The 25544-nt window shown below is 61.7% G+C and carries 20 protein-coding genes; 8 read left to right on the top strand and 12 right to left on the bottom strand.

The features are described from left to right. Positions 1-228: 228 nt before the first annotated feature. Entirely contained in the window at positions 229-693 is a 465-nt protein-coding gene (locus tag AB8B29_RS13110; RefSeq protein ID WP_037196378.1) for an Hsp20 family protein, read from the top strand. 137 nt (positions 694-830) lie between these two features. On the opposite strand, the gene AB8B29_RS13105 is transcribed toward AB8B29_RS13110, so the two are convergent. Continuing rightward, a complete protein-coding gene (locus AB8B29_RS13105; protein ID WP_047638978.1) occupies positions 831-1841 on the bottom strand; it encodes a bile acid:sodium symporter family protein in 1011 nt (336 codons plus the stop codon). 110 nt (positions 1842-1951) lie between these two features. On the opposite strand from AB8B29_RS13105, the gene AB8B29_RS13100 reads away from it, so the two are divergent. Next, a complete protein-coding gene (locus AB8B29_RS13100) occupies positions 1952-2809 on the top strand; it encodes a LysR family transcriptional regulator (protein ID WP_047555326.1) in 858 nt (285 codons plus the stop codon). A 396-nt stretch (positions 2810-3205) separates the two neighbouring features. On the opposite strand, the gene AB8B29_RS13095 is transcribed toward AB8B29_RS13100, so the two are convergent. After that, positions 3206-4252, bottom strand: a complete 1047-nt coding sequence (locus AB8B29_RS13095) for a threonine aldolase family protein (RefSeq protein ID WP_037196381.1) — start codon at positions 4250-4252, stop codon at positions 3206-3208. Positions 4253-4818: 566 nt separating this feature from the next. Between AB8B29_RS13095 and gltB the strand changes: the two genes are divergently transcribed. Then, positions 4819-9543: a glutamate synthase large subunit gene (gltB, locus tag AB8B29_RS13090; protein ID WP_037196382.1), complete on the top strand. Its 4725-nt coding sequence runs from the start codon at positions 4819-4821 to the stop codon at positions 9541-9543. Between the two features lie 177 nt (positions 9544-9720). After that, the gene (locus AB8B29_RS13085; protein ID WP_037196383.1) at positions 9721-11175 is read left to right on the top strand and encodes a glutamate synthase subunit beta; all 1455 of its coding nucleotides are present in this window, start codon (positions 9721-9723) and stop codon (positions 11173-11175) included. Positions 11176-11239: 64 nt separating this feature from the next. On the opposite strand, the gene AB8B29_RS13080 is transcribed toward AB8B29_RS13085, so the two are convergent. Next, positions 11240-11989 carry an aminoacyl--tRNA ligase-related protein gene (locus tag AB8B29_RS13080; RefSeq protein ID WP_113118546.1) on the bottom strand — a complete coding sequence of 250 codons (750 nt, stop codon included), beginning with the start codon at positions 11987-11989 and terminating at the stop codon, positions 11240-11242. 12 nt (positions 11990-12001) lie between these two features. Between AB8B29_RS13080 and AB8B29_RS13075 the strand changes: the two genes are divergently transcribed. Continuing rightward, positions 12002-12220: a hypothetical protein gene (locus AB8B29_RS13075; protein ID WP_047638975.1), complete on the top strand. Its 219-nt coding sequence runs from the start codon at positions 12002-12004 to the stop codon at positions 12218-12220. A 27-nt stretch (positions 12221-12247) separates the two neighbouring features. On the opposite strand, the gene AB8B29_RS13070 is transcribed toward AB8B29_RS13075, so the two are convergent. Together AB8B29_RS13070 and AB8B29_RS13065 are read right to left on the bottom strand one after the other, a co-directional pair. Beyond that, entirely contained in the window at positions 12248-13441 is a 1194-nt protein-coding gene (locus AB8B29_RS13070) for an SGNH/GDSL hydrolase family protein (protein WP_037196385.1), read from the bottom strand. An 83-nt stretch (positions 13442-13524) separates the two neighbouring features. Continuing rightward, on the bottom strand, positions 13525-14748 hold the full coding sequence (locus tag AB8B29_RS13065; RefSeq protein ID WP_037196386.1) for a lytic murein transglycosylase: 1224 nt from the start codon (positions 14746-14748) through the stop codon (positions 13525-13527). Positions 14749-14951: 203 nt separating this feature from the next. Between AB8B29_RS13065 and galU the strand changes: the two genes are divergently transcribed. After that, positions 14952-15839: a UTP--glucose-1-phosphate uridylyltransferase GalU gene (gene galU, locus AB8B29_RS13060; protein WP_037196387.1), complete on the top strand. Its 888-nt coding sequence runs from the start codon at positions 14952-14954 to the stop codon at positions 15837-15839. Between the two features lie 119 nt (positions 15840-15958). Here the strand turns inward: galU and AB8B29_RS13055 are convergent, their stop codons facing one another. Then, positions 15959-17491, bottom strand: a complete 1533-nt coding sequence (locus AB8B29_RS13055) for an outer membrane beta-barrel protein (protein WP_047638974.1) — start codon at positions 17489-17491, stop codon at positions 15959-15961. Positions 17492-17688: 197 nt separating this feature from the next. On the opposite strand from AB8B29_RS13055, the gene AB8B29_RS13050 reads away from it, so the two are divergent. Next, the gene (locus AB8B29_RS13050; RefSeq protein WP_037196391.1) at positions 17689-18684 is read left to right on the top strand and encodes a KpsF/GutQ family sugar-phosphate isomerase; all 996 of its coding nucleotides are present in this window, start codon (positions 17689-17691) and stop codon (positions 18682-18684) included. Here the strand turns inward: AB8B29_RS13050 and AB8B29_RS13045 are convergent, their stop codons facing one another. Next, complete coding sequence (locus AB8B29_RS13045) at positions 18685-19143, bottom strand: NfeD family protein (RefSeq protein WP_037196392.1); 459 nt, start codon at positions 19141-19143, stop codon at positions 18685-18687. Position 19144: 1 nt separating this feature from the next. Continuing rightward, on the bottom strand, positions 19145-20161 hold the full coding sequence (locus AB8B29_RS13040; RefSeq protein ID WP_037196393.1) for an SPFH domain-containing protein: 1017 nt from the start codon (positions 20159-20161) through the stop codon (positions 19145-19147). A 322-nt stretch (positions 20162-20483) separates the two neighbouring features. Here AB8B29_RS13040 and AB8B29_RS13035 point away from each other — a divergent pair, with 322 nt between their 5' ends. After that, on the top strand, positions 20484-21392 hold the full coding sequence (locus AB8B29_RS13035; protein WP_047638973.1) for a S1C family serine protease: 909 nt from the start codon (positions 20484-20486) through the stop codon (positions 21390-21392). Positions 21393-21422: 30 nt separating this feature from the next. Here AB8B29_RS13035 and hemH read toward each other — a convergent pair whose 3' ends face one another. The 4 genes from hemH to AB8B29_RS13015 form a co-directional block, all read right to left on the bottom strand. After that, positions 21423-22457 carry a ferrochelatase gene (gene hemH / locus AB8B29_RS13030; RefSeq protein WP_092573457.1) on the bottom strand — a complete coding sequence of 345 codons (1035 nt, stop codon included), beginning with the start codon at positions 22455-22457 and terminating at the stop codon, positions 21423-21425. Positions 22458-22554: 97 nt separating this feature from the next. Continuing rightward, the gene (locus AB8B29_RS13025; protein ID WP_113118545.1) at positions 22555-24642 is read right to left on the bottom strand and encodes a 5'-nucleotidase C-terminal domain-containing protein; all 2088 of its coding nucleotides are present in this window, start codon (positions 24640-24642) and stop codon (positions 22555-22557) included. Between the two features lie 147 nt (positions 24643-24789). Beyond that, positions 24790-25113, bottom strand: coding sequence for a hypothetical protein (locus AB8B29_RS13020; RefSeq protein ID WP_092573455.1), 324 nt, complete (start codon positions 25111-25113; stop codon positions 24790-24792). 27 nt (positions 25114-25140) lie between these two features. Next, positions 25141-25527: a hypothetical protein gene (locus AB8B29_RS13015; protein ID WP_037196397.1), complete on the bottom strand. Its 387-nt coding sequence runs from the start codon at positions 25525-25527 to the stop codon at positions 25141-25143. Between the last annotated feature and the right edge of the window lie 17 nt (positions 25528-25544).

The raw sequence follows: 25544 nt of genomic DNA, 5'->3' as shown, positions 1-25544 counted from the left end.
TTGATAGGCTCGCCTGCCTGAACGGGTTCCGAACCGGGTGTTCATCTGCGGTTCACGACGGTTTTTTGCCAAGATTCGGGCGGCTGAGCGGGGTCTTGAACTCCCGAGAGGCGATCACCATCTCCAGTCTGCGGGTGCCAAACGGGCTCGCAAAACCGTCCCGAGGCCGCCAGAAGCGGGGCCATGGGGCAAGTTCAGAATCGCAATTGTCGCTCACAGGAGGACTCCATGCGTCACGTAGACTTTTCTCCCCTTTACCGTTCCACCGTCGGTTTCGACCGCCTGTTCACCATGCTCGATACTCTTGCCCAGCCGGATCAGGCTCAGACCTATCCGCCCTACAATATCGAGCGCACCGGTGAAAACACCTATCGCATCACCATGGCCGTTGCCGGTTTCGATGAAAAGGAACTGAGCATCGAGGCTCATGCCCACGTCCTTCACGTCAAGGGCGAAAAGAGCGAAGAGCCGGCTGAAGCCAGCGAATATCTCTATCGCGGCATCGCCAAGCGCGCCTTCGAGCGTCGCTTCCAGCTCGCCGATCATGTCGAGGTCAAGGCGGCTTCGCTGAAGAATGGTTTGCTGCACATCGATCTGTTGCGCAACCTTCCGGAAACGATGAAACCCCGTCGTATCTCGATTGCGGCCGATCCGGTGGAAACTCCGAAGGCCATCGAGGCTCACATCAACTAAAACAGGCTGACGGTCGTCGACCGTCATGCCCGGGCTGACGGACTTAAGCCGGCACGCCTTTGATCCTCCCAAGATCAAAAAAAGAAGCGGCGCTCCATCGGGGCGCCGCTTTTGTTTTGGAGTGGATATGGGGGACGTCAGGCGGCGTTCGTCGCCCCCGTTGCCTCGGCCTTCGCGGTCTCGCGCCGCTTGGCCGCATCGGCATATTTCTGGGCAAGGAAGGCGCAGGTCATCAGCTGGATCTGATGGAACAGCATCAGCGGCAGGACGATGGCGCCGATGCCCTGGCCGGCGAAGATTACGTTGGCCATCGGCACGCCGCTCGCCAGCGACTTCTTCGAGCCGCAGAAGGTGATGGTAATCTCATCGGCCTTGGAGAAGCCGAGTGCGCGACTGCCGAACATGGTGATGCAGAGCACCGTAGTCAGCAGCAGCATATTGGCGACGATAACGGTGGCGATGTCGAGCACCGAGAAGGTATGCCACAACCCCTCGACCACGGCCTCGCTGAAGGCCGAATAGACCACCATCAGGATCGAGCCGCGATCGACCGGCATCAGGATCTTCTTCTTCGAGCGGATCCAATCGCCGATCCACGGCTGCAGCAACTGGCCGGCGATGAAGGGGGCGAGCAGCTGCAACATGATCTGCCACAGCACATCCCAGGAAAAGCCGCCCTGGCCACCCACCGAAAACAGCAGGCCGACGAGCAGCGGCGTCAGAAACATGCCGAAGATGTTCGAGGCGGACGCGGAGCAGATGGCGGCCGGCACGTTGCCGCCGGCAATCGACGTGAAGGCGATGGACGACTGCACGGTCGAGGGCAGCACGCTCAGAAACAGCATGCCGGTGTAGAGCGATACCGGCAGAATGCTGTTCGGTACGACCTGGCCTATGGCGAGCACCAGCAGCGGGAAAATGCCGAAGGTCGTCAGCAGGATGACGAGATGCAGCCGCCAATGCAGCAGACCGGCGATGACGACATCGCGCGAAAGGCGCGCGCCGTGCAGGAAGAACAGCAGGCCGATGGCAAAGTTGGTGGCGATGCCGAAATAGTGGGCGCTCGCCCCATGCACGGGAAGGAAGGATGCGGTCGCGACCGTCAGGACGAGCAGCATGGTGAAGGTGTCTGGAAGAAAGCGGCGCATCGTGCCAACCCCGATCGCAATTGCAAGTCTTAATGATTAGTCCTTGCAGATAGACCTATTGTGATCCACGATGCAAGGAATAACAGTTATCGCAATATGGGATAAGCGGGATGCTCGACCTCACGCAGTTGCGCAGTTTCGTTGCCGTGGAGCAGATGGGTAGCTTCACGCTGGCGGCGGAAAGGCTCGGGCTCGGCCAGTCGACGGTCAGCCAGCATATCCAGAGGCTCGAAGCAGAGCTCGGCCGCAAGCTGCTGGCTCGCGATACGCATCGTGTGGTCCTGACCGGCGATGGTGAGGCGCTGCTTGGGCATGCGCGTCAGATGCTGTCGATCGAAGGGGACGTGCGCCAGCTTTTCGCCGGCAACAGCTTGCGCGGCAGCCTTCGGCTCGGCGTTTCCGAGGATTTCGTCACCAGCCAGCTCCCCGACGTATTGGAGGAGTTCGTCCGCTCGCATCCCTCGGTCGATCTGGAATTGACCGTCGCGCTTAGCGGCACGCTCTATGAAATGCAGGACAATGGCGATCTCGATCTGGTGCTTGCCAAGCGTCGTCTCGGCGATGTCAGGGGCAAGCTCGTCTATCGCGAGCCGCTGATCTGGCTGGCGCGCGATCCCGAGCGCATTCGCAAGCTTGCGGCACCGCTGCCGCTCATCGCCTTTCCCGCGCCGAGCGTCACGCGCGCAGTGGCATTGGAAGCACTGCGCCGGCAGCAGGTGCCCTGGCGGATCGTCGTCACCTGCGGCAGCCTCAGCGGCCTGACGGCGGCGGCCCGCGCCGGAATGGGCGTTCTCGTTCAGCCCCGCAGCATGGCGCCGGCCGGGTTGACCGAGATTGCCCCGGGTTGGCTGCCGGCCCTGGAGGACGTGGAGTTCGTGCTTGTGCCGCGCAAGGGTGCGAATCAACTTCTGGTCAATGCTTTGTCGGAGGATATTCTGGCGAAGGTGAGGGGACTCAGATCGACGTGACGATCGCGACATTACCGGCACGATTGTAAAAGCCGCGGCCGATCATGCGGATAAGATCAAGCCTTTGCTGGGTTTATTTCGCCGGCTGTTGCGTCTCTTCCTGCATGCCCTGTCCCTGAGCCACACCGGTTCAGACCAACGTCAGCTTCCGTCGCCACTGTAAGTGGCAGCGGACAAGGACATCAGCCCGTCCGCTATATGGTGCCATCTTCATATCCGGACTTGTCGCTTGCGTCATGGCAATGACGGTGGTCGTCCATCGTGCCGCGAGGTCCGATCGCGACGATCCGCCGACCCTTACGATGTTCGCGCATCGGAATCGGAACTAAGCTTCTGGCGCCCTGTTGAGCGCCGCCCGGCCCGAGGCCGGTTCCGGCGCTCTTCTTTGCCCCGCCGTCAAGCGAGGCAGGCGAGGAAATCCGTCACGTCGGTCTCAGTTGTGGCGAAGCTGGTGACGAGGCGGATCAGCGTCTCATCCTTGCCGACCAGTTCGGGCTGCGATTCCGGGATCGGCCATTCGTAGAATTTCGCACCCTTGTCCTCGGCAGTCTTGGCGGCCGACTTGGCCACGATCGCGAAGACCTCGTTCGAAATCGTCGGCCAGGCGAGGCGTGCCGCAGGCGCCTTTTCGATGCCGGCGCGCAGGCGGTCGGCCATGCCGTTGGAATGACGGGCCAGGTCGAGCCAGAGATTGTCCTTGAAGTAGCCATCGAACTGAGCGGCGATGAAGCGCGATTTCGAGAAGAGCTGGGCGGCACGCTTGCGGATGAAATGCATCTCCTTCGCCTTTTCTGGATTGAAGAAGACGATCGCTTCGGCGCACCAGCAGCCGTTCTTGGTGCCGCCAAAGGAGAGGATGTCGACGCCGCGCTTCCATGTCATCTCAGCCGGGCTGGCGTCGAGCGCAACCAAGGCGTTGGCGAAGCGTGCGCCATCCATATGCAGCGGCAGGCCGTTCGCCTTGGCGACCGAGGCGATGGCATCGATCTCGGCGAGCGAATAGACCGTGCCGATTTCCGTTGCCTGGGTGATCGTCACCGCCGCGGCGCGGCCATGATGAACGGCATCCTGCGGGAAACGGGCAATCTTGGTGGCAAGCGCCTCGGGGTCGATCTTGCCGGCAGCACCCTTGACCGTTGCGAGCCGTGCGGCGCTGAAGAAATCAGGGGAACCGCATTCGTCTTCGGCGACATGCGCCTCACTGTGGCAAAAGGTGATCCCACCCGGCTTCTGGACGCTGGCGAGTGACAATGAATTGGCGGCAGAGCCTGTCGCGACGAAGAAGACGGCAACCTCGCGCTCGAAGATCTCCGCGAATTTGGCCTCTACCCGCTGATCGAGGTCGCTCGTGCCGTAGGCGGAAGCGAACCCTCCCGACTCGGCAAGGAGGCGTTCGGCGATCTTGGAATGGGCGCCAGCCCAATTATCGGAGGCAAAGAACATGGATGTGCACCAGATGAAGGATTGAATTGAAGGAAGGATAAATAAGGCCGGGCGGACATTACGCCAATGCAACTGCCTATCAAGAGCGTCCTCTTGAAGAATGCATCACAGAAATTGATCTACGCAATCAACAAATAAAATGATGCGCTGCAGCGAAACTTTATTGCTCTAATTATGCAACAAGGGCAATCTTACGTCGTTCGCTGACGAATTTTTGCCGTTTTGCTCTTGCGAAGGCTTAAGCTTTCTGGCATAGAGCTGATGAATTAGGACAGGGTTGCTGTCCTATTTTGGCCGCCGAGGCCGAAGATGCGCCGGAGGGTCCTGACGATGTCGGGATTTAGAGCTATAGTTATCGGGAGCATGCCTTTTCAAGCCTTCGAGGCGGCGGGCAGGGCGGCGGTGGAATAGCAAGGCGCGGAACGCTGACGACGGGCTCCACCACGAGGCCCGGTGTTCGCGACCGGATCTTCACAATGCAACAGCGCTGTCGCGCGTCGGCCCCGGAAACGGACCGCGCGGGACGAAGGAGCGCCCGCGACGCGGGCCTTACCGGAGGGAAGACGATGACGAACAGGACGCCGTCCATGACTTTTGACCAGACCGCTGCAGCCAATGCTGTCGCTACGGCCAAAACGTCGAAACGCGCCGCCGGCATCCCACGGAAGCAAGGCCTCTACGATCCGCGCAACGAGCACGATGCCTGCGGCGTCGGTTTTGTTGCGCATATGAAGGGCGAGAAGTCGCATCAGATCGTGCGCGACGGCCTGTTCATCCTTGAAAACCTGACGCATCGCGGCGCCGTCGGCGCCGATCCGCTGATGGGCGACGGCGCGGGCATTCTCGTGCAGATTCCCGACCGCTTCTTCCGCGAGGAAATGGCCCTGCAGGGCATCACCCTGCCGAAGGCGGGCGAATATGGCGTCGGTCATTTCTTCCTGCCGCGCGACGAGACGCTGATCGAGCATTTCAAGAATGCCATCAGACAGGTCGTCACCGAGGAAGGCCAGGAGCTGATCGGCTTCCGCGACGTGCCGGTCGACAATTCCTCGCTCTCGAAGGCGCCTGATATCGCCGGCACCGAGCCGCATCATGTACAGGTCTTCATCGGCGCCGGTCGCGATGCCGGCACGAACGAGGAGTTCGAGCGTCGCCTGTTCACGCTGCGCAAGGTGATCTCCAACCGCATCTATGCGGAATACGAGGGCGAGGAGAGCAACTTCTACCCCGTCTCGCTGTCGAGCTCGACCATCGTCTACAAGGGCATGTTCCTCGCCTATCAGGTCGGCGCCTATTATAAGGATCTGGCCGATCCGCGCTTCGAGTCGGCGGTCGCCCTCGTGCACCAGCGCTTCTCGACGAACACCTTCCCGTCGTGGAAGCTGGCGCATCCCTACCGCATGGTCGCCCATAACGGCGAAATCAACACGCTGCGCGGCAACGTCAACTGGATGGCGGCGCGCCAGGCGTCGGTATCCTCGCCGCTGTTCGGCGACGATATCTCCAAGCTCTGGCCGATTTCCTATGAGGGACAGTCGGATACCGCCTGCTTCGACAACGCGCTCGAATTCCTCGTGCGCGGCGGCTATTCCATGGCGCATGCGGTGATGATGCTCATCCCGGAAGCCTGGGCCGGCAACCAGCTGATGGCGCCGGAGCGCAAGGCGTTCTACGAATATCATGCCGCCCTGATGGAGCCGTGGGATGGCCCGGCCGCCGTCGCCTTCACCGACGGCAAGCAGATCGGCGCGACGCTCGACCGCAACGGCCTGCGTCCGGCCCGTTACCTCGTCACCAATGACGATCGCGTCATCATGGCGTCGGAAGCCGGCGTGCTGCCGGTCGACGAAGAAAAGATCATCCAGAAGTGGCGCCTCCAGCCGGGCAAGATGCTGCTGATCGACATGGAAAAGGGCTGCATCATTTCCGACGAGGAAGTGAAGTTGGAGCTCGCCACCAAGCATCCTTATCAGAGCTGGCTCAAGCGCACGCAGCTCATCCTCGAAGACCTGAAGCCAGTGGAGCCGCGCGCGCTTCGCCGCGACGTGTCGCTGCTCGACCGCCAGCAGGCCTTCGGCTATACGCTCGAGGACACCAAACTCCTGATGTCGCCGATGGCGACGACCGGGCAGGAGGCGATCGGCTCCATGGGCACGGATACGCCGATCTCGGCCATGTCCGACAAGCCGAAGCTGCTCTACACCTACTTCAAGCAGAACTTCGCGCAGGTGACGAACCCACCGATCGACCCGATCCGCGAGGAGCTTGTCATGAGCCTCGTCTCCTTCATCGGTCCGCGTCCGAACCTGCTCGACCATACCGGCATGGCCAACGCCAAGCGCCTGGAAGTCCGCCAGCCGATCCTGACCAACGGCGATCTCGAAAAGATCCGCTCGATCGGCCACACGGAAGACCGTTTCGACACCAAGACCCTCGATTTCACCTATGACGTCGAGCGCGGCGCCGAAGGCATGCCCGAGATGCTCGACCGTCTCTGCGAGCGGGCAGAAGCCGCCGTTCGCGGCGGCTACAACATCATCGTGCTTTCCGACCGGCAGATCGGGCCGGACCGCATCGCGATCCCGGCGCTGCTGGCCACGGCCGCCGTGCACCATCACCTGATCCGCAAGGGGCTGCGCACCTCGGTCGGCCTCGTCGTCGAAACCGGCGAGCCGCGTGAAGTGCATCATTTCTGCCTGCTCGCCGGCTATGGCGCCGAGGCGATCAACCCCTATCTCGCTTTCGACACGCTGCTCGACATGCATCAGCGCGGCGAATTCCCGAAGGAAGTGGACGCCACGGAAGTCGTCTACCGCTACATCAAGGCGGTCGGCAAAGGCATCCTCAAGGTCATGTCGAAGATGGGCATTTCGACCTACCAGTCCTATTGCGGCGCGCAGATCTTCGATGCGATCGGCCTGCAGCAGGAATTGGTCGACAAGTACTTCTTCGGCACGGCGACGATGATCGAGGGCATCGGTCTTGAAACCATCGCCGAGGAAACCGTCGCTCGCCACAACTCCGCTTTCGGTCGTGATCCGCTGCTGGCGAGCACCCTTGAGATCGGCGGCGAATATGCCTTCCGCATGCGCGGTGAAAGCCATGCCTGGACGCCGGATGCGGTGGCAGCACTTCAGCATGCCGTGCGCGGCAATGCCGAGGATCGCTATCGCGAGTTCGCCGAGATGGTCAACCAGTCGGCCCTCCGGATGAACACCATCCGCGGCCTCTTCAAGATCAAGGGTGCGGAAACGCTCGGCCGCAAGCCGATTTCGATCGATGAAGTCGAGCCCGCTATCGATATCGTCAAGCGCTTCTCGACGGGCGCCATGTCCTTCGGCTCCATCAGCCGCGAGGCGCATACGACGCTGGCGATCGCCATGAACCGGATCGGCGGCAAGTCGAACACCGGCGAAGGCGGCGAAGAGTCCGATCGTTACATGCCGCTCTTCGACGGCTCGCCGAACCCGGAACGCTCCGCGATCAAGCAGATCGCCTCCGGCCGCTTCGGCGTGACCACCGAATATCTGGTCAATGCCGACGTGCTGCAGATCAAGGTGGCGCAGGGTGCCAAGCCCGGCGAGGGCGGCCAGCTGCCCGGTCACAAGGTCGATGCGACCGTCGCCAAGACCCGGCATTCGACGCCGGGTGTCGGCCTGATCTCGCCGCCGCCTCACCATGACATCTACTCGATCGAAGACCTCGCGCAGCTCATCTTCGACCTGAAGAACGTCAACCCGACCTCGGCGGTGTCGGTCAAGCTCGTCTCGGAAGTCGGCGTCGGCACGGTTGCCGCCGGCGTTGCCAAGGCGCGCGCCGACCATATCACCATCGCCGGCTTCGACGGCGGCACCGGCGCTTCGCCACTGACCTCGCTGAAGCATGCCGGCAGCCCGTGGGAAATCGGCCTTGCCGAAACCCAGCAGACGCTGGTGCTGAACGGGCTGCGCTCGCGCATCGCCCTGCAGGTGGATGGCGGCCTGAAGACCGGTCGCGACGTCATCGTCGGCGCGATGCTCGGCGCGGACGAATTCGGCTTCGCCACCGCGCCGTTGATCGCGGCCGGCTGCATCATGATGCGCAAGTGCCATCTCAACACCTGTCCGGTCGGCGTCGCCACCCAGGATCCGGTGCTGCGCAAGCGCTTCAAGGGCGCGCCGGAGCATGTCATCAACTACTTCTTCTTCGTCGCCGAGGAAGTGCGCGAAATTCTCGCCTCGCTTGGCGTTACCAAGCTGGACGACATCATCGGCGCTTCCGAGCTTCTGGAGAAGGACGACATGCTCGCCCACTGGAAGGCGAGGGGCCTCGACTTCAGCCGCATCTTCCACAAGGTCGACGCGCCGAAGGAAGAGACCTACTGGACATCAGCGCAGAAGCACCCGATCGACAATGTTCTCGACCGCACGCTGATCGAGAAGGCCGAGCCCGCTCTGTCCTCCAAGACGCCGGTCGCCTTTGAGGTCGGCATCAAGAATGTCGACCGTTCGGCCGGCGCCATGCTGTCGGGCGCGGTTGCCAAGCGCTATGGCCATCGCGGCCTGAAGGAAGACACGATCAACGTCACGCTGAGAGGCACCGCCGGCCAGTCGTTCGGCGCGTTCCTGGCGCGCGGCGTGACTTTCAACCTCATCGGCGACGGTAACGACTATGTCGGCAAGGGTCTTTCGGGCGGCCGCATCATCATCCGTCCGCCGGAGAATTCGAAGATCCTGGCCGAGCACTCGATCATCGTCGGCAACACCGTGCTTTACGGCGCAACCGAAGGAGAGTGCTACTTCCGCGGTGTCGCGGGCGAGCGCTTCGCGGTCAGAAACTCCGGTGCGATCGCCGTCGTCGAAGGCGTGGGCGACCATGGCTGCGAATACATGACTGGCGGCGTCGTCGTCGTGCTCGGCGAAACCGGTCGCAACTTCGCGGCCGGCATGTCGGGCGGCGTGGCCTATGTGCTCGACGAAATCGGCGATTTCGCGCGCCGCTGCAACATGGCGATGGTCGAACTGGAACCGGTTCCCGAAGAGGACGAACTGCTGGAGAAGCTGCATCATCATGGCGGCGACCTCATGCATAAGGGACGCGTCGACGTTTCGGGTGACATGACGCGCCACGACGAGGAGCGTCTCTACCAGTTGATTTCGAACCATTTCCACTACACCGGTTCGACGCGAGCCAAGGAAATTCTCGATCACTGGGCCGACTACCGCCCGAAATTCCGCAAGGTCATGCCGGTCGAGTATCGCCGTGCCCTCGAGGAAATGGAGCGCAGCCGGATGGGCGTGGCGGCGGAGTAATCCGCCCCGGCTCGTTAAGCCAGTCGAGGGTTTCGCCTCGCATTGCGGTCGCCGCTTGGGCGATCGCAACTGTCGAACAGCGGAATCGGATTTGAATTACAGTGCCGGACAGGGAACGGAACTTACCCTCAGGCACGGGAGCCATCGGCTCCACTTTTTGAGTGAGGAAACGAAAGCATGGGCAAGGTAACAGGCTTCCTGGAAATCGACCGGCAGGTAGGCAAGTATCAGCCGGCGTCTGATCGCATCCGGCATTTCCGTGAATTCACGATCCCCATGTCGGACCCGGAAGTGCAGAAACAGGCGGCTCGCTGCATGGACTGTGGCATTCCCTATTGCCACGGCCCGACCGGCTGCCCGGTGCACAACCAGATCCCGGATTGGAACGACCTCGTCTACAACAACAATTGGGAAGAGGCGATCCGCAACCTGCATTCGACCAACAACTTCCCGGAATTCACCGGCCGCGTCTGCCCCGCCCCTTGCGAGGAAGCGTGCACGCTGAACCTGGAAGACGCGCCGGTTGCCATCAAGACCGTCGAACAGGCGATTGCCGACAAGGCCTATGAGCTCGGCTTCATCCGCCCGCAGCCGGCAACCGTGCATACCGGCAAGAAGGTCGCCGTCATCGGCTCCGGCCCTGCCGGCATGGCCGCCGCCCAGCAGCTCGGCCGCGCCGGCCACGACGTTCATCTCTATGAGCGCGAGTCGAAGCCCGGCGGTCTGCTGCGTTACGGCATCCCGGACTTCAAGATGGAGAAGAACTTCATCGATCGCCGCGTCGAGCAGATGAAGGGCGAGGGTGTCACTTTCCATTGCGGCGTCAATGTCGGCGTCGACGTCAAGGTCGAGCAGCTCCTGGCCGATCATGATGCCGTGCTCTATTGCGGCGGCTCGGAAACGCCGCGCGAGGCCGGCATTCCCGGCGTCGAGCTTGCCGGCGTGCATGACGCCATGCCCTACCTCGTGCAGCAGAACCGCCGCGTCGGCCGCGAAAACATCGACAGCGTCGGCTGGCCTGCCGATCCGATCCTTGCCGGCGGCAAGCATATCGTCGTCGTCGGCGGCGGTGATACCGCATCGGACTGCGTCGGCACGGCATTCCGCCAGGGTGCGGTCAAGGTCACCCAGCTCGACATTCGCCCGCAGCCGCCGGAAAAGGAAGACAAGCTCGCCGTCTGGCCCTTCTGGGCCACGAAGATGCGCACCTCCTCCTCGCAGGCAGAGGGTGCGGTTCGCGAATTCCAGGTCGCGACACTGGAATTCGTTGGCGAAGACGGCGTGCTGACCGGCGTGAAGTGCTGCGAAGTGGATGAGCGCCGCAAGCCGATCGCCGGGACGGAATTCGTCATCCGTGCCGATCTTGCCTTCATCGCCATCGGTTTCCGTGGACCGTTCACCGACGGCGTGCTCAAGGAACTCGACGGCAAGCTGACCCTGAACACCGACAAGCGCGGTTCGACCAACGTCGTCGCCGACGACAAGGACTACAAGACCTCCGTCGACAAGTTCTGGACCGCCGGCGACGTTCGCCGCGGCCAGTCGCTGGTGGTCTGGGCGATCCGCGAAGGCCGCCAGGCGGCGCGCGCGATCGATGAGGCCTTGATGGGCTCGACGGTTCTGCCGCGGTAAGCCTCACCGATATTTTGGTGCGATTATCAGAAGGCCGGGTTCGCGATGAACCCGGCCTTCATTCTTATCGGCTTGCCGCAATGTTCCAATTGTAGATGCAGCGATCGAGCCCGATGGCGATCTCGAGTACTCTCACATCAAGGTCTATCGCAGGCCCCTTTCTGGCGTGGCTGCGATAGCGTTGGGGGAAATCCGTGCGCTTCGAGATCGAACAGACCTCCATCCATTTATCGTCGTTGTCGACTTCGATATCCATCGTGACCTCGGAGTAGGCCGGCAGGCGGTCCGAAGGAACGATTCTGGTCGGCAGATGGATGACCGATCCGATCATGCGGCGGACCGGCTCCAGGCAGGCTGCGTGGTAATCGTTGCCGCTGTCGGCAGTGAAGGCGCATTGGAATTCGAGCTGCCAGAATTCCTTGAGCCGCACATGCTTGGTCGGTTGATCCTGTTCCCGGCGGTAGGATTTTCCAGCCTGCCAGATGCATAATGGCAGGCGTGTTCTGGAGTGATTTCCAAGAAGATGCTGCATGTAGACATAGGTTGACGCGGTTGTCTCCGGCCGCAGCAACAGTTCGGTCTCAGTCTTTGAGACCCGTTCCTGCACCCATATGTCCTCCTGGGAATAGGCATCTGAAACGAGGCGGCGCGGCATAAGGGTCGGGGCTTCCACCCTTCGGACATCCCAGGCGGGGTTGACCGATCGCAGGAAGCTGCTGATTTCATCGGAAAAGAACCGGACCAGATCGTCGCGCAACCGGATATCCCGCTCTTCCCAATGAACGAGCGAATTTACGTTGTAGATATTGAGCACGTGCCATTCTCCATGGGCAACGTTGATGTTTTGGGCAAGGGCTTTACGTCCAGCAGCCGCCGGACAGACCAATGCCTCCGGCCGTCACGACTGGACGCGGAGACCTCGACCGGAGAAAGCGCGCAAAATCACAACCTGCAAGCAGGTGCTGTCATGATCGATTTGATCTGCGCGGTTGGTGCTCATGACGTTTTTTTAGGGGTGCGCTGCGATATTGTCAAACAGGCCTAGTCGTGGACGCACTTATGCGGAAGGTTCTCACGGCGCGGCCGATCCCGGCAACCTGTAGTCATCCACGCGGCCTGCAGGCGCCGGCGCCATTTGGCCTTTCTCGACCAGGAGGTCCCGCGGCGATGGTGTCGTGGAAGCCGGTGCAGGCGTGCCGCCCAGGAGCTGCGCGCCGCCGTCAAGGTCTGGGTCGGAAAGGCTCATCGGCGGGATGCGGGTGATTTTCTCCATCTCAGTCGGAGGCAGGTTGGCCTGCTGCGCCGGCAACGGATTGCCGGTATCGAGGCGGGTGATATCGGGGCTTGCCTGATCGCCCAGCAGCCGGCGTGCCGATTTCTCGACATAGAAGGCGACCTTGCGCTTGCCTGCCGCGGTCAGGTTGACACCGTCAGCGGTTCTGAGCCGCACCTGCTGGCCGTTGATGTCGGAGCCGGTGACGATGAACTCGCCGTTCTGGTCGGTAAAGCCGTCCCAGATGTCGATGAACTCTCCGCCGACGCTTGTCGTCTGGCTCTGATAGAGCTGGTTGAGCTTGACCGCGCTTGCCGTCAGCTGGTCCGAGCCGAAGGAGGGCAGACCGACCCAGAGCAGCGGAATGTGGCGGCTCGTCACCAGCTTGGCAAATTGCTGCACGCGCTCTTCATAGGCGAGGAACCACGGGTCCGTGCCGTATTTTTCGTTGAGACCGTCGCCGATGATCTGCTGGCGATCGTTGGCGCCGAGCATGACGATGACCATTGTGGGCTTCAGCTGGTCCATCATGCCTGTCAATTGCTGCGGCCAGTTGTAGTAGTCCTGCCGAACGAGACCCGAAGCGACATTGCCGCGCGTTTGGATGACGACACCGGGCGAGGCCGAAAAGGCATCTTCCAGTCCGGTTCCGAGACCGCTGGCGAGAAAGTCGCCGACGACGAGGATGGTTTTGGCATCGGGCAGCTTTTCCGCCGCCGGAGGTGTTTCCGGTTGGACCGCCACCGGCTGACGTGGCGGCGGCGTCGGCCGTTTGCGCGGCTGGATCTTTCGCCGCGGCGGCGGCTGGTCGACGGACTGGTCGGTATAGTCGGGTTCGCGGGTGCCGAACAGCATGTCGAACAGGTTTCTGCGCGGCCGCTCCTGCGCTTCAGCCGCCGTCGGCAGGCAGCCGAGTGCGACGATGGCGGCAAGGAGCGCTGTCAGAATAAGCCTTGCGGTTGCCATGGTTGCGCGGGCAGGTCGTTTGATCATAGCTTCTTTTCCGCTCACGCCCCATGGTCGCATGAGGAAGTATCTTCCGTCCAGCGGTTCAAGATCGCGCTGATAGCGGCCGCCTATTTGCGCAGCGCGTTCAGCAGGTTCATGGACGGTTCGCCATCCGCATCCATGCCGATGCGCTGCTGAACCGCGGAGATGGCCGCCTTCGAGCCGGATCCGAAATTGCCGTCGACGACGCCGTCATAATAGCCGAGCTGCTTCAGCCGCGTCTGCAGCTCGAATTTTTGCTGCACGTTCAGCGCCCCGCTCGGTCGCGGCCAGGATTGCTGCATGCCGCCATAGCCGGCGATCTGATCGGCAAGCAGGCCAACGGCTACTGCATAGCTGTCGGATGCGTTGTAGCGCTTGATGGTGAAGAAGTTGCCGGTCATCAGAAAGCCGGGGCCATCCGGCCCGCCGGGCATCTTCAGCTGCGCGCGGTCGGAGGTCTGACGGAAGCCCTTGCCATTGGGGCGGACGAAACCGAGAGCGGCCCATTGGGCGATCGTGTGGGTCTTGCCGGCCTGTGCGCCGCCGCCAGATGGCACGACCACCTCGTAGCCCCATGTGCGCCCGGTCTCCCAGCCGTTCTTGGCAAGCAAGTTGGCCGTCGTCGCCAGCGCATCCGGAATGGAATTCCAAATATCGGCATGGCCGCTGCCGTCGGCATCGACAGCATAGAGCAGATAGCTGCTTGGGATGAACTGCGTATGGCCCATGGCGCCAGCCCAGGAGCCGTTCAGCTCCTTGCGCGACACGTCACCCTTCTGCAGGATCTTCAGCGCTGCGATGAGCTGTTTCTTGGCATAGTTGGCGCGCTTCGGATCGGCATAGGCAAGCGTCGCCAGCGCGCGGGGCACGTAATGCAGCCGATCGTTCTTGGCGAGAACTGCGCCGTAGTTCGACTCCATCGACCAGATGGCGAGCATGATATTTCGATCCACGCCGAAGCGCTGCTCGAGCGAGCGGAGCGTGGACGCATATTTAACCGCCATCTTCCGGCCAATATCCACGGTATAGGGATTGACACGGGAGTCGAGGTAATCCCAGATTTGGGACTTGAATTCCGGTTGGTACTGCGCTTTTTCAAGGACCGTGGGGTCAGGGTCCGTCACGCCGGCGAATGCATCGCGATAGGTCGATGGTGTAATGCCGCTCTTTGCGGCGGTCGTGTAGAAGCCCGCGATCCATTTTTGGAACCCCGGGTCAGCATTGGCGTTAACGGGAGCAAGTCCCGCGAAGGCAGCGAACGCGAGCGCCAGAGCGAGACCACGAAGGGAGTTTTTGCGGTTTGGGGTCATCTACAGCCTTGTCCATCGATCGTTGGATTTCGGTGCGGCGAAGCTCTTAGCGTTCATCCAAGCGTGACACTAGAAGAACGAAGTCAACAAATTCTTTACCATGGAAGCCGGGGTCAGTCATTATTTGCAAAACAGTAGCAAATTTATTCTACTGACCCTGAGAATGGCTTGGCGCCAGGCTAGTGAATGCCCAGGAGGTATGAGTGGGACAGCATAAAAAAGTTCGTAAGGCAGTATTTCCGGTGGCCGGACTGGGGACGCGGTTCTTGCCGGCGACCAAGGCGGTGCCGAAGGAAATGCTCACCGTCGTCGACAAGCCGGTGATCCAGTACGTCGTCGATGAGGCGATGGAAGCCGGGATCGAGCATTTCGTGTTCGTCACCGGCCGCAGCAAGCACGTGATCGAGGATTACTTCGACATTCAGTTCGAGCTTGAGCATACGCTGCGCCAACGCAACAAGAATGCAGAGCTGTCGTTGCTGAACGGCCTGCTGCCGAAAGCCGGCACGGCCAGCTTCACGCGTCAGCAGGAGCCGCTCGGCCTCGGCCATGCCGTGTGGTGCGCCCGTGAGATCGTCGGCGACGAGCCGTTCGCGCTGCTGCTGCCCGACATGGTCATGCGGGCCGAAAAGGGCTGCATGAAGGGCATGATCGAGCTTTATGAGACCAGCGGCGGCAATGTCATCGCCGTTGAAGAGTGCGCTCCGGATCAGACCCATAAGTATGGCATCGTCGGTGTCGGCGAAACGATCGGCAACGGCTTCCGCATCACCGAAATGGTGGAAAAGCCGGCCAAGGGCACGGCCCCGTCCAACTTCTTCATCAACGGCCGCTACATCCTGCAGCCGGAAATCTTCCGTATCCTGGAAAGCCAGGAGCGTGGCGCCGGCAATGAAATCCAGTTGACCGACGGTATGCTGAAGCTGGCACAGCAGCAGGATTTCGCGGGTTATCACTTTCAGGGCCAGACGTTCGACTGTGGTGCAAAGGATGGCTTCATCCTCGCCAACGTCGCTTTTGCGCTCGCGCGCGCAGATATCCGCCCGACCATCGAGGATGAACTGAAGGCGCTGATTACGGCCCTGAAATAAGTTCTTAAATCGTTGAGAACAAAGAGCTGAGGCTCGGCATGTGCCGGGCCTCATTTCGTTTCGGATGACAAGATGGGAGTGAACGCAAGACACGCTGCGACGAACGGTTCAGGTGGTGATCAGCGCTTCACTGTCAATCCAACACCTGCCTGTAGCTGGCGGGTGTCGTCGCCGGTCTTTCGCGAGGTCAGCTGATAGCCGACATTGCTGGTCAGATCGAGGTAACGGTTGATCCCCCAGGTGAGGCCGAATGCGGCGTCGTATTCGGTCTCGTCGGCAAAGGAGCTGATGGAAGGATAGTCGCGCCAGATCGTTCCGCCCGTCAGCTTTGCAGTGAGATCGTCGCGCAGCTGGTGGCTCAGGGTGCTGGTGATCTGATAGGCGGTGTAGCCGCTTTCGCCGGCTGTGGTGGAGGGCTGGACCGTGGTCGAAAGACCGATGCTGACATCGGTGCCGCGCTGCGGCGACCAGGCGAAATTGCCGTCGATTGTCGGCGAATCGATCGAGGCGAGGCGCGAATCGTCGAATTGCGTGTGCTGGTAGCCGAAGCCGAGCTCGCCCTTCATCTTATCGCCGAGGTCGAGCTCGACACCGGCCTTGCCGCCGTAACTCTGGTTCGAGCGGGCATATCCGCTGCTGTCGCGCGTCTGGTCGTAGACCGCGCGGCCGAGATCGGCTTCGACGAAGGGGATGATGGCCGGCGACAGCTCGTAGCCGATGCGTCCGCGCCATGTGCCGGCGGTCTGGTCGCGGTCGCTGAGCGTAACCTGGGTTCCATCCGAGAGCACGGCATCGGAATAGGCGGTGCGGGTCAGCTCCACGGCAGTCGTGCCGCGCAGCAGGCCGAAGTCGCGCTCCAGCGACAGTCCCGTGGTGAACTGGTTGACGGCCGACTGTTTCGTGGCGCCGGCAATGGCGTTCGGATCGCTGGTGTCCTCACGGGAGAACTGGTAGCCGGCGGTGATGTGGGCGGTGGTATCGGCGGGAAGATCGAGGCGCAGGTCGGCATTGAGGCTGACCGTCGGCTTTTCCTCGCCGGTGCCGCTGATGTTTCTCTGCCAAACGCCTTCGCCTGTTATGGTCAGCGCATGCCGGTCCCAATCCGATGTCAGCGTGCTGCGCAGGTCCGTTTGCAGGAAGGTGCGGTCGTCCTTGGTGGAGCCGGTGCGGTCTTGCTCGATATTGATCGACTGGTTGACGGAGGGGCGCAGGGTGAATGTGCCGAGCGATATGCCCTGCGCATCCTCGCGATCCGGATGCTGGCGTGCCCTCAGCCCGTCGACGCTGGTCTCGGGCAGGTTGACGCGGCGCAGATCTGTGTCGAGCGTGGAACCTGTGGTGGTCGGATCGACGCTGTCGAGGCGAAGGCGCATATTGGGCGGCGCATCCGCAGCAGTTGGTGCCTGATTCGTCGATGGCGTCGGTTGCGTATTGCTCGAGGACGCGGCCGTCGGGTCGGTCGGTGACGCGGATGTCGCGTCCGTGCCCGGTGATATCGTCTGGGTGTCGTCCGGATTTTGGCCTGGGGACAGCGATTGCGCGTCGGCCGACATCGGCGCGGCGAATGCGACGCTCCAGCCGAGCATGGCGGATGTCGCCCATGCCGTCAGCCGGAGGGTGCCGTTACCCGCCTTGTTCTTGCCGATGCCCATTTTGCCTATATCTGACCTTACTGGAAATGCCTTAAATCCTTACCCAAGTGTAAAGCTGCGTGGTTAACGCTTGGTTGCCAAAGGGCCGTGGAGAGCATTCCGCCAGTAATATTGTTGAGGCCGCCCGGCCTGCCGGTCGCGGTGGCAAAAGTCGATCTTCAGTGGACAGATTTGCAGAAAAGCGTTAGGCCTCCCTCATGAATAAGAGAGCTGTAAGACTCATCGAGAACGGTGCGATCGAATCCGCGATGCGAACGATCGAGACTGAGAGACGGGGCCTTGAGGCGCTGGAACGTGCACTCGCCGCTGGTTTGGCCGGTCCGTTCAGCCGCGCGGTGGAGATCATCGGCGATATCAGCGGCCGCGTCATCATCACCGGTGTCGGCAAGAGCGGCCATATCGGCAACAAGCTCGCCGCCAGCCTCGCTTCCACCGGAACTCCGGCCTTTTTCGTGCATCCTGTCGAGGCCAATCACGGCGATCTCGGCATGATCACGCATGATGACGTCATCGTCGCCATGTCCTGGGGCGGCGAGAGCGCCGAGTTGCGCGGCATCATCGCCTATTCCCGGCGCTTTTCGATCCCGATGATTGCCATTACCGCGGGCGAGACCTCGACGTTGGCGCGCGAGTCGGACGTTGTTCTGTTGCTGCCGAAGGAGCAGGAAGCCTGCCCGCATGGGCTGGCGCCGACGACCTCGACGCTGCTGCAGCTCGCCATCGGCGATGCGCTGACCGTGGCGCTGCTGGAGGCGCGCGGCTTCACAGCCGAGGATTTCCGCACTTTCCATCCGGGCGGCAAGCTCGGTGCCAGCCTCTCGCATGTGGCCGATATCATGCACAAGGGCGACCGCGTGCCGCTGGTCAATCTCGGCACGGGCATGCCCGAGGCGGCAATGACCTTGTCGCAAATGCGGTTCGGCTGCGTTGGCGTCATCGATGAAAACGGCTGCCTCTGCGGCATTGTCACCGATGGCGATATCGCCCGCAATCTCGGCACCAGCCTTGCCGACATGCTCGTCGACGAGGTGATGACCCGCAATCCGAAGACGGTGAAGGAAACGACGCTGGCGACCAGCGCGATGGCCGTGCTTAATCGCCACAACATCTCGGCGCTGATCGTCATCGACGATGCGCGCCGCCCGGTCGGCATCGTCCATTTCCACGACCTGTTGCGGATCGGGGTTGCCTGATCAGACCGGTTCGACCGTAAGTTCGCGGCCATTGCTGGCGACGATAATGACACGTGTGCCAACCGGCAAATCGGGCCCCTTGACTGTCCAATAGGTGTCGTTGAGGCGGATGCGGCCACGGCCTTCGGCTATGGGCTCGCCGAGCGTTGCCGTGCGTCCGACAAGGCTTGCGCCCCGCTGGTTCAGGAAGGGCTCGTCCGTGACCTGGTTGTTGTTGTAGAAATAGCGGCGCCCGAGGAGGGCGACGATCACGGCAACGGCCGCAAAGACCAGCCACTGCAACTGCCAGACCCAGAAGGCGTCATCCCAGAACAGCAGCGACAGCGCCCCGACAATGATGCCAGCCAGACCAATCCAGACGAGGAAGAAGCCCGGCAATACCAACTCGGCGGCAAGCAGCACCAATCCCAGCAGCCACCAGCTCCAGGGGCCGAGCTCCACGACGAGATCATCGAACATCTCAGCTCTCCCTGGGCGTCAGTGGATTGACCGAGGGCGTGGTACGAACGGCGCCTGACCGAGGCCTCGAAGGCTGCGGCGCACCATCGCCGTTGCCATTGTCGCCGAAGACTTCGCGGGCAATGGCGCCGATGCCGCCGAGCGAGCCGATGAGGGAGCTGGCCTCCATCGGCATCAACACGATCTTCGAATTGCTGGCCGAGCCGATTGCCGTCAGGGCTTCGGTGTATTTTTGCGCGACGAAGTAGTTGATGGCCTGCACATTGCCTTCGGCGATGGCTTCGGAAACCATGCGGGTCGCCTTGGCTTCCGCTTCCGCCAGGCGTTCGCGTGCCTCGGCATTGCGGAACGCCGCCTCGCGCTGGCCTTCCGCCTGCAGCACGGCCGACTGCTTTGCGCCCTCCGCGCGCAGAATCTGCGCGGCACGGAGCCCTTCCGCTTCGAGAATCTGGGCGCGCTTTTCACGCTCGGCCTTCATCTGTCGGCCCATGGCGTCAACCAGGTCCTTCGGCGGCTGGATGTCCTTGATTTCGACGCGCGTCACCTTGATGCCCCAGGGCTCGACAGCCTCGTCGACCACGCGCAGCAACCGCTCGTTGATGGCGTCGCGGTTGGAAAGAAGCTCATCCAGGTCCATCGAACCCATGACCGAACGGATATTGGTTTTGGTGAGGTTGAGGATCGCGCTTTCGAGATTGGTGATCTGATAGGCGGCCTGCGCCGCGTTCAACACCTGGAAGAAGGCGACCGCATCGGCAGAGACGCTGGCGTTGTCCTTGGTGATGACCTCCTGAGTCGGCACGGCCAACACCTGCTCCATAACGTTCATCCGCACGCCGATCGTCTCGATGAAGGGCACGATCAGATTGAGGCCCGGCTCCAGTGTGCGGATGTAGCGGCCGAAGCGCTGGATTGTATAACGATAGCCCTGTGGCACCGTCTTGATCCCCGCAAACAGCACCAGGATGACCAAGACCACCAGGGCAACCACGAAGATGCTGAAACCACCGACTACCATTGAATTCCTCCATGGAGGCGCCCACGGTATGCGGGCCTCTCGCGTCACGTAAAGCGCTGCCGCATCGTTCTCCGTACGTTCGGTCGAAAACGCATGACGGCAACTCAATCAGATGTGGTGGGTTAGCATGTTCTCGACAAGGGAGGAATGGGTCGCCCAACAACACGATCCGGTGTGTCTGAGATTGTTTTGGCCCGATCAATCAATCGCGATCCGGGTCTTGCTTCCGGCGGTTGATATTCATACTTTAATGGAGAAATCTCCGGCTCCGCTGCCACACAGCCTTTCGGGCCCAACCTTTGCGCATCATCAGGGTGAAGCTATGAATATCGATAGGACCTTACGGTCGGTCGTGGCCGTGCATGCCTCAATTCCGGAAGACGCTTTCACGGCGACGACGCTCGGCACCCGCAGGGAAGGCAACGGAGTCGTCATCCGGGGGAACGGGCTGGTGTTGACGATCGGCTACCTCATCACGGAGGCTGAGGAAGTCTGGCTGACGACGAATAGCGGTCGTGTGGTGCCGGCACACGCGCTTGCCTACGACCAGGAAACGGGATTTGGCCTGGTGCAGGCGCTTGGCCCGCTCGACGTGCCCGCGCTGGAATTCGGTGATGCCGAAAAGGCCGAGATCGGCGATCCAGTGGTGATCGCAGACGGCATCGGCCAGTTCGTCGAGGCGAAGATTGTCGCCAAACAGGAGTTCGCGGGTTACTGGGAGTATCTACTCGACGAGGCGATCTTCATTGCGCCGGCGCATCCGTCGTGGGGCGGCGCCGCGCTGGTGGACGAGGAGGGCAAGCTTCTGGGTGTCGGTTCGCTGCATCTGCAGATGGCGACCCAGAATGGCGAAGGCGCCGATATCAACATGGTCGTGCCGATCAACCTGCTGCTGCCCATTCTGGACGATCTAATCAAGCGAGGGCACGTCAACAAACCGCCGAGGCCCTGGCTTGGTGCGTTCTCGGCCGAAAGCAATGGCGAGGTCGTTGTCATGAGCGTGACCGAAGGCGGTCCGGCGGCCAAGGCGGGATTGCGCCGCGGCGACGTCATCTCGGAGATCCGCGACGCGGAAGTGGATGGGCTGGCCGATTTCTATCGGAAGATATGGGAGAGTGGGCCGGCCGGCGCCGAGATCCCGATGCGGGTGCTGCGCAATGGCCGGGAGGCCTGGTTGCGCATCAAATCCGCCGACCGCGGCAGCTTTCTCAAGAAACCGCAGCTGCAATAGAGGCCATCGCCGGGATTCCCCGGCGATCGGTCAGACCCAGCCGAGCAGTTCCCGCCGCACAACCTTCTCCAGCACTTTCATGCCGTCCTCGCTGTCGTTGAGGCAGGGGATGTGCGTGAACTTATCGCCGCCATTGTGATGGAAGGATTCGGCCGCCTGTTCGGCGATCTCTTCCAATGTCTCCAGGCAGTCCGAAACAAAACCGGGATTGAGCACGGCGATGCGCTTGGTGCCGTCCTTGGCAAGCTGTTCCACCGTCTTGTCGGTATAGGGCTGCAGCCATTCCTCCGGACCGAAGCGGGACTGGAAGGTGACCATGAACTGATCCTCGGTAAGCCCGAGTTTCTCGCGCAGCAGGCGACCTGTTTTTTGACAGAAGCAATAATAGGGATCGCCCAGTTTGAAGTAGGACATGGGTATGCCGTGGAAAGATGCGAGGATCTTCTCGGGCTGCCAATCCAGCGTTGAAAGATGCCGGGTCACGGAATTGGCGAGCGCCTCGATGTAGGTGTCGTCGTCGTGGTATTGCGGCACGGTGCGGAGTGCCGGCTGCCAGCGCATCTTCGCTAGCTTCTCGAACGCCTTGTCATTGACGGTTGCCGTCGTTGCGGCGGCGTATTGCGGATAGAGCGGAAAGAGTACGATGCGCTCGCAGCCCCGATCCTTGAGCGCCTGGATGCGGTCGCCGATCGAGGGTTGGCCGTAGCGCATGGCCCAGTCGACGGTCACATTGGGTAGATCCTGTAGGCGTTCCGCCATCTGATCCGATTGATTGCGCGTATAGGTACGAAGGAAGCTCTCATCTCTTTCCTTGTTCCAGATCGTCTCGTAGGCCTTGCCGACCTTCTGCGGTCGGGTGTTGAGGACGATGCCGAACAGGATCGGATACCATTTCCAGCGGGACCATTCGATGACCCGACGATCCGTCAGGAACTCGCGCAGGTAGCGACGCATCGAGGCGTAGTCCGTCCCGTCGGGTGTTCCGAGGTTGACAAGCAGCACGCCGACCTTGCCGAATTTCACGCTGGGGTGATCGGGCGGAAAGGTGGTCAGGTCTGCTGTCATCGATTGAATTCCTTTTAACGAAACGAAGTCCTTCACATAGGAACAAAAGCCGGCCCGGAAAAGCCCGGACCGGCTCTCTCACGCGAGACAAATCGTCTTACTTGGCTGGGACTCTCAACTTTTCGCCGACCGGGAGATGGTGCGGCTTGAGATTGCGGTTGGCGGCCAGAAGCTTGTGCCATTGCTTGGCGCTTCCGTAGTAGGTCTTGGCGAGATCCCAGAGCGTGTCGCCGGCGACGATGACGTGGATTGCCGGTGTCTTCGGCTTTTCGCTGGCCTCGGCTGCCGGCGCGGCTGTCGCCGGAGCCGTCGTCACCGGTGCTGACGTTGCCGGGGCTTCCGTCGCAGGTGCCGATGCAGCAGGCGTCGAGGTTGCCGGAGCGGATGGGGTGTCCGCAGGCTTTGCCGGCGTGGTGGCGGCGGGCGCTGTCGCCGAGGGTGTCGAGGAGGCCGGCGGCGTAGCGCTGGGTGCTGCCGCGCTGCTAGCGGCGGGTGTCGGAGCGGGCTTTTGGTCCGGCGCAGCCTGCTGCGGGGTTTCGGCCGGCTTGGCCGCTTCGGGCTGGGCGGCAGCCGGTGCTGCGGCGATCTGGGTTATGCGGCCGTCCGTGTAGGGCCTGTAAGGGTTGTGTGCGGCAAGATAGTCGGCAACCACCGATTCCAGGTTGGGACCGAAGTCATAGGCATTCTTGCTGTCCTTCGCGAAGACCGTGTAGCCGTCGCCGCCGGCGCGCATGTAATTGTTGCTGACGACGCCGTAGGTCTTTTCGGGATCGAGCGGCTTGAATTCAGTACCTTCCTGCACCTCTACGGAGACCAACCGGCTGCCCGGCGGCTTCGACTTGTCGAAGCTGTATTTGAGGCCTGCTACCTGTGGGAAACGGCCGGCGCCGTCGTCGATCTGGCTGAGGCCGTTTTCCAATGCGGCCTTTACGTTCGCGCCGGTGAGCTGGAAAGTCGCGACCGTGTTCTGGAAGGGCAATACGGTCAGCACGTCACCCATGCTGACATCGCCGCCGCCGATCGAGGCACGCAAGCCGCCGCCGTTCTGGATGGCGATGCTGATGCCCTGGCCCTTGGTACGGTCGAGCATGGCGTCGGCGACAAGATTGCCCATCGAGCATTCCTGAACGCGGCAGATTTCCCGAGCGCCTTCGATCGGGCCTTGCGAGCTGCCGATGATCTTCTTGCGCAGCTCTTCGATCGGCTTCGCCATTTCCAGCACGCGAGCGGCAATCGCCGGATCGGGCTTGATGGAGGAGTCGAGCAGGATCGGATCGCCGTTGGCGCCCTTGACGGCGCCGTTGTCATCGAAGGTGACGACGAGATCGCCGAGATACTTGCTGTAGGACGCCGCCTGAACGACCGGCACCTTATAGCCTGCCGGATTGTCGACCATGGTCGGATATGGCCCGGCTGCCTTCGGATCCGTGTTCGACAGCAGCGTATGCGAGTGGCCGCCGACGACGACGCTGACGCCGGCGATCTTGCCGATCTTTTCGACGTCGCGGGGATAGCCGACATGCGTGAGCGCGATGATCTTGTTGACGCCCTGAGACTTCAGCGCGTCCACTTCGGCGCTGATGGCGGCGGCATCGTCGGTGATCTTCACATGCGGACCGGGCGAGGCGAGTTCGGGCGTTTCGGTCGTGACTGCGCCGACGATGCCGATCTTCTGGCCGCCGATAGTGAGTACGATCGATTTCTTGATACGGTTGCCGAGCTTCGACTGATCGTCAATTACCAGATTGGCAGTCACGACGGGGAATTGCGCCTTGTCGAGGAAGGCGGCGAGCGGCCCCTCGCCATCATCGAACTCATGATTGCCGACGGTCATGGCGTCGATCTTCATATCGTTGAGGAATTCGACTTCGGCCGCACCTTTGTAGGTCGTATAGAACAGGGAGCCCTGGAAATTGTCGCCGGCATCGAGCACCACGACATTCTGGCCGGCAAGTGCTGCGCGGCGCTGGTCGATGGCTGTCTTCAGCCGCGCTGCCCCGCCGAAGCACTCGTTCTTGGCCTCCTCGGCCGCGGAGCATGTCGCATCGAACTTGTTGATCGACTCCACGCGCGAATGGAAATCGTTGAAGTGCAGGATGTTGAGCTGATAGTCCGCGAAGGCTGTGCTGGTGCTGAGCGCCAATGCCGCGGCGGCCAAAAGACCCACTCCGAAGGGCTGCTTCATCTGTCTCTCCTGTTCGTCCTTACAATCCGGCCCGCCTATGCCCCAAGGCGGTCCCCCACGTCGATGTTTTCATCATGGCGGAGCGAGCGCAAGCGAAAGCTGTGGGCTTCATTAGGATTTTACAAAGCAACGAAATGAGCCGTCAGATCAAGAGCATGCTTCGATAGAGGCGTCTCCGTAGGATTCCAGCGATGCCGTCGCGCTATTCCAGCCGACAGCGCAAAAGACAAGCAGGCAGCAGAGCGCCGCAGCGAGATGAAAACGCCGACGCCTGACCCGATAAAGCTGGATCGCGCCGGCACCATAGATCAGCAAGACGGGCAGCGCGAAGATGAGGACACTCATCGGCCCGTCACAGTCGAGCGCCTCGTTACCTTGAGCCCGGTAGCTGTTGACGGGGAGAATCGCGGCCAGGACGGCGAAAGGCAATGCTGCGATGAGGGCCAGATAGAGCACCATCATACGGTGCATGACGTCTTATCCGTCCGCCGGGCCTGTTCAGCCCTGGCGGTTGAGGGAGAAGTGTCCGCCGGTCTCGGAAGTGCAGTTAAGCTGACCGGGGTTGGCCATGAAGCAGTTCACCTTGGAGCTGGTGCGCTTGATGTTCGAATAGAGATTGATCTGGACGACGCCGGAAGCGTCGGTCGTGTAGGTTCCGGAGGCCATCTGCTGGTTTGTGCCGTCGGTCGTGTGCGTCTCGAAACGGCCGGCCGAAAATGTCGAACTCAGACCGTTCGAATCCGCCCAACTGCCTTCCACCGAGTTCGCCCGTGGCTGCGCGCCGGGGTTCATCGCCATCGGCGGCGGTCTCGATCCGCCGAAATCGACGCAGGCGGACAAGGCTGCCGTAGCGGCTGCGAGGGAAAGCACGGTTCTGATCTTCATAAATATCTCCCGCGATG

It is taken from the genome of Rhizobium sp. 11_C7_N12_5, assembly GCF_051811145.1.
In the GTDB taxonomy this organism is placed as follows: Bacteria; Pseudomonadota; Alphaproteobacteria; order Rhizobiales; family Rhizobiaceae; genus Rhizobium; species Rhizobium lusitanum.
Note: the sequence above shows the minus strand (reverse complement) of the source record. Positions and strands in the feature narration are given on the sequence as shown.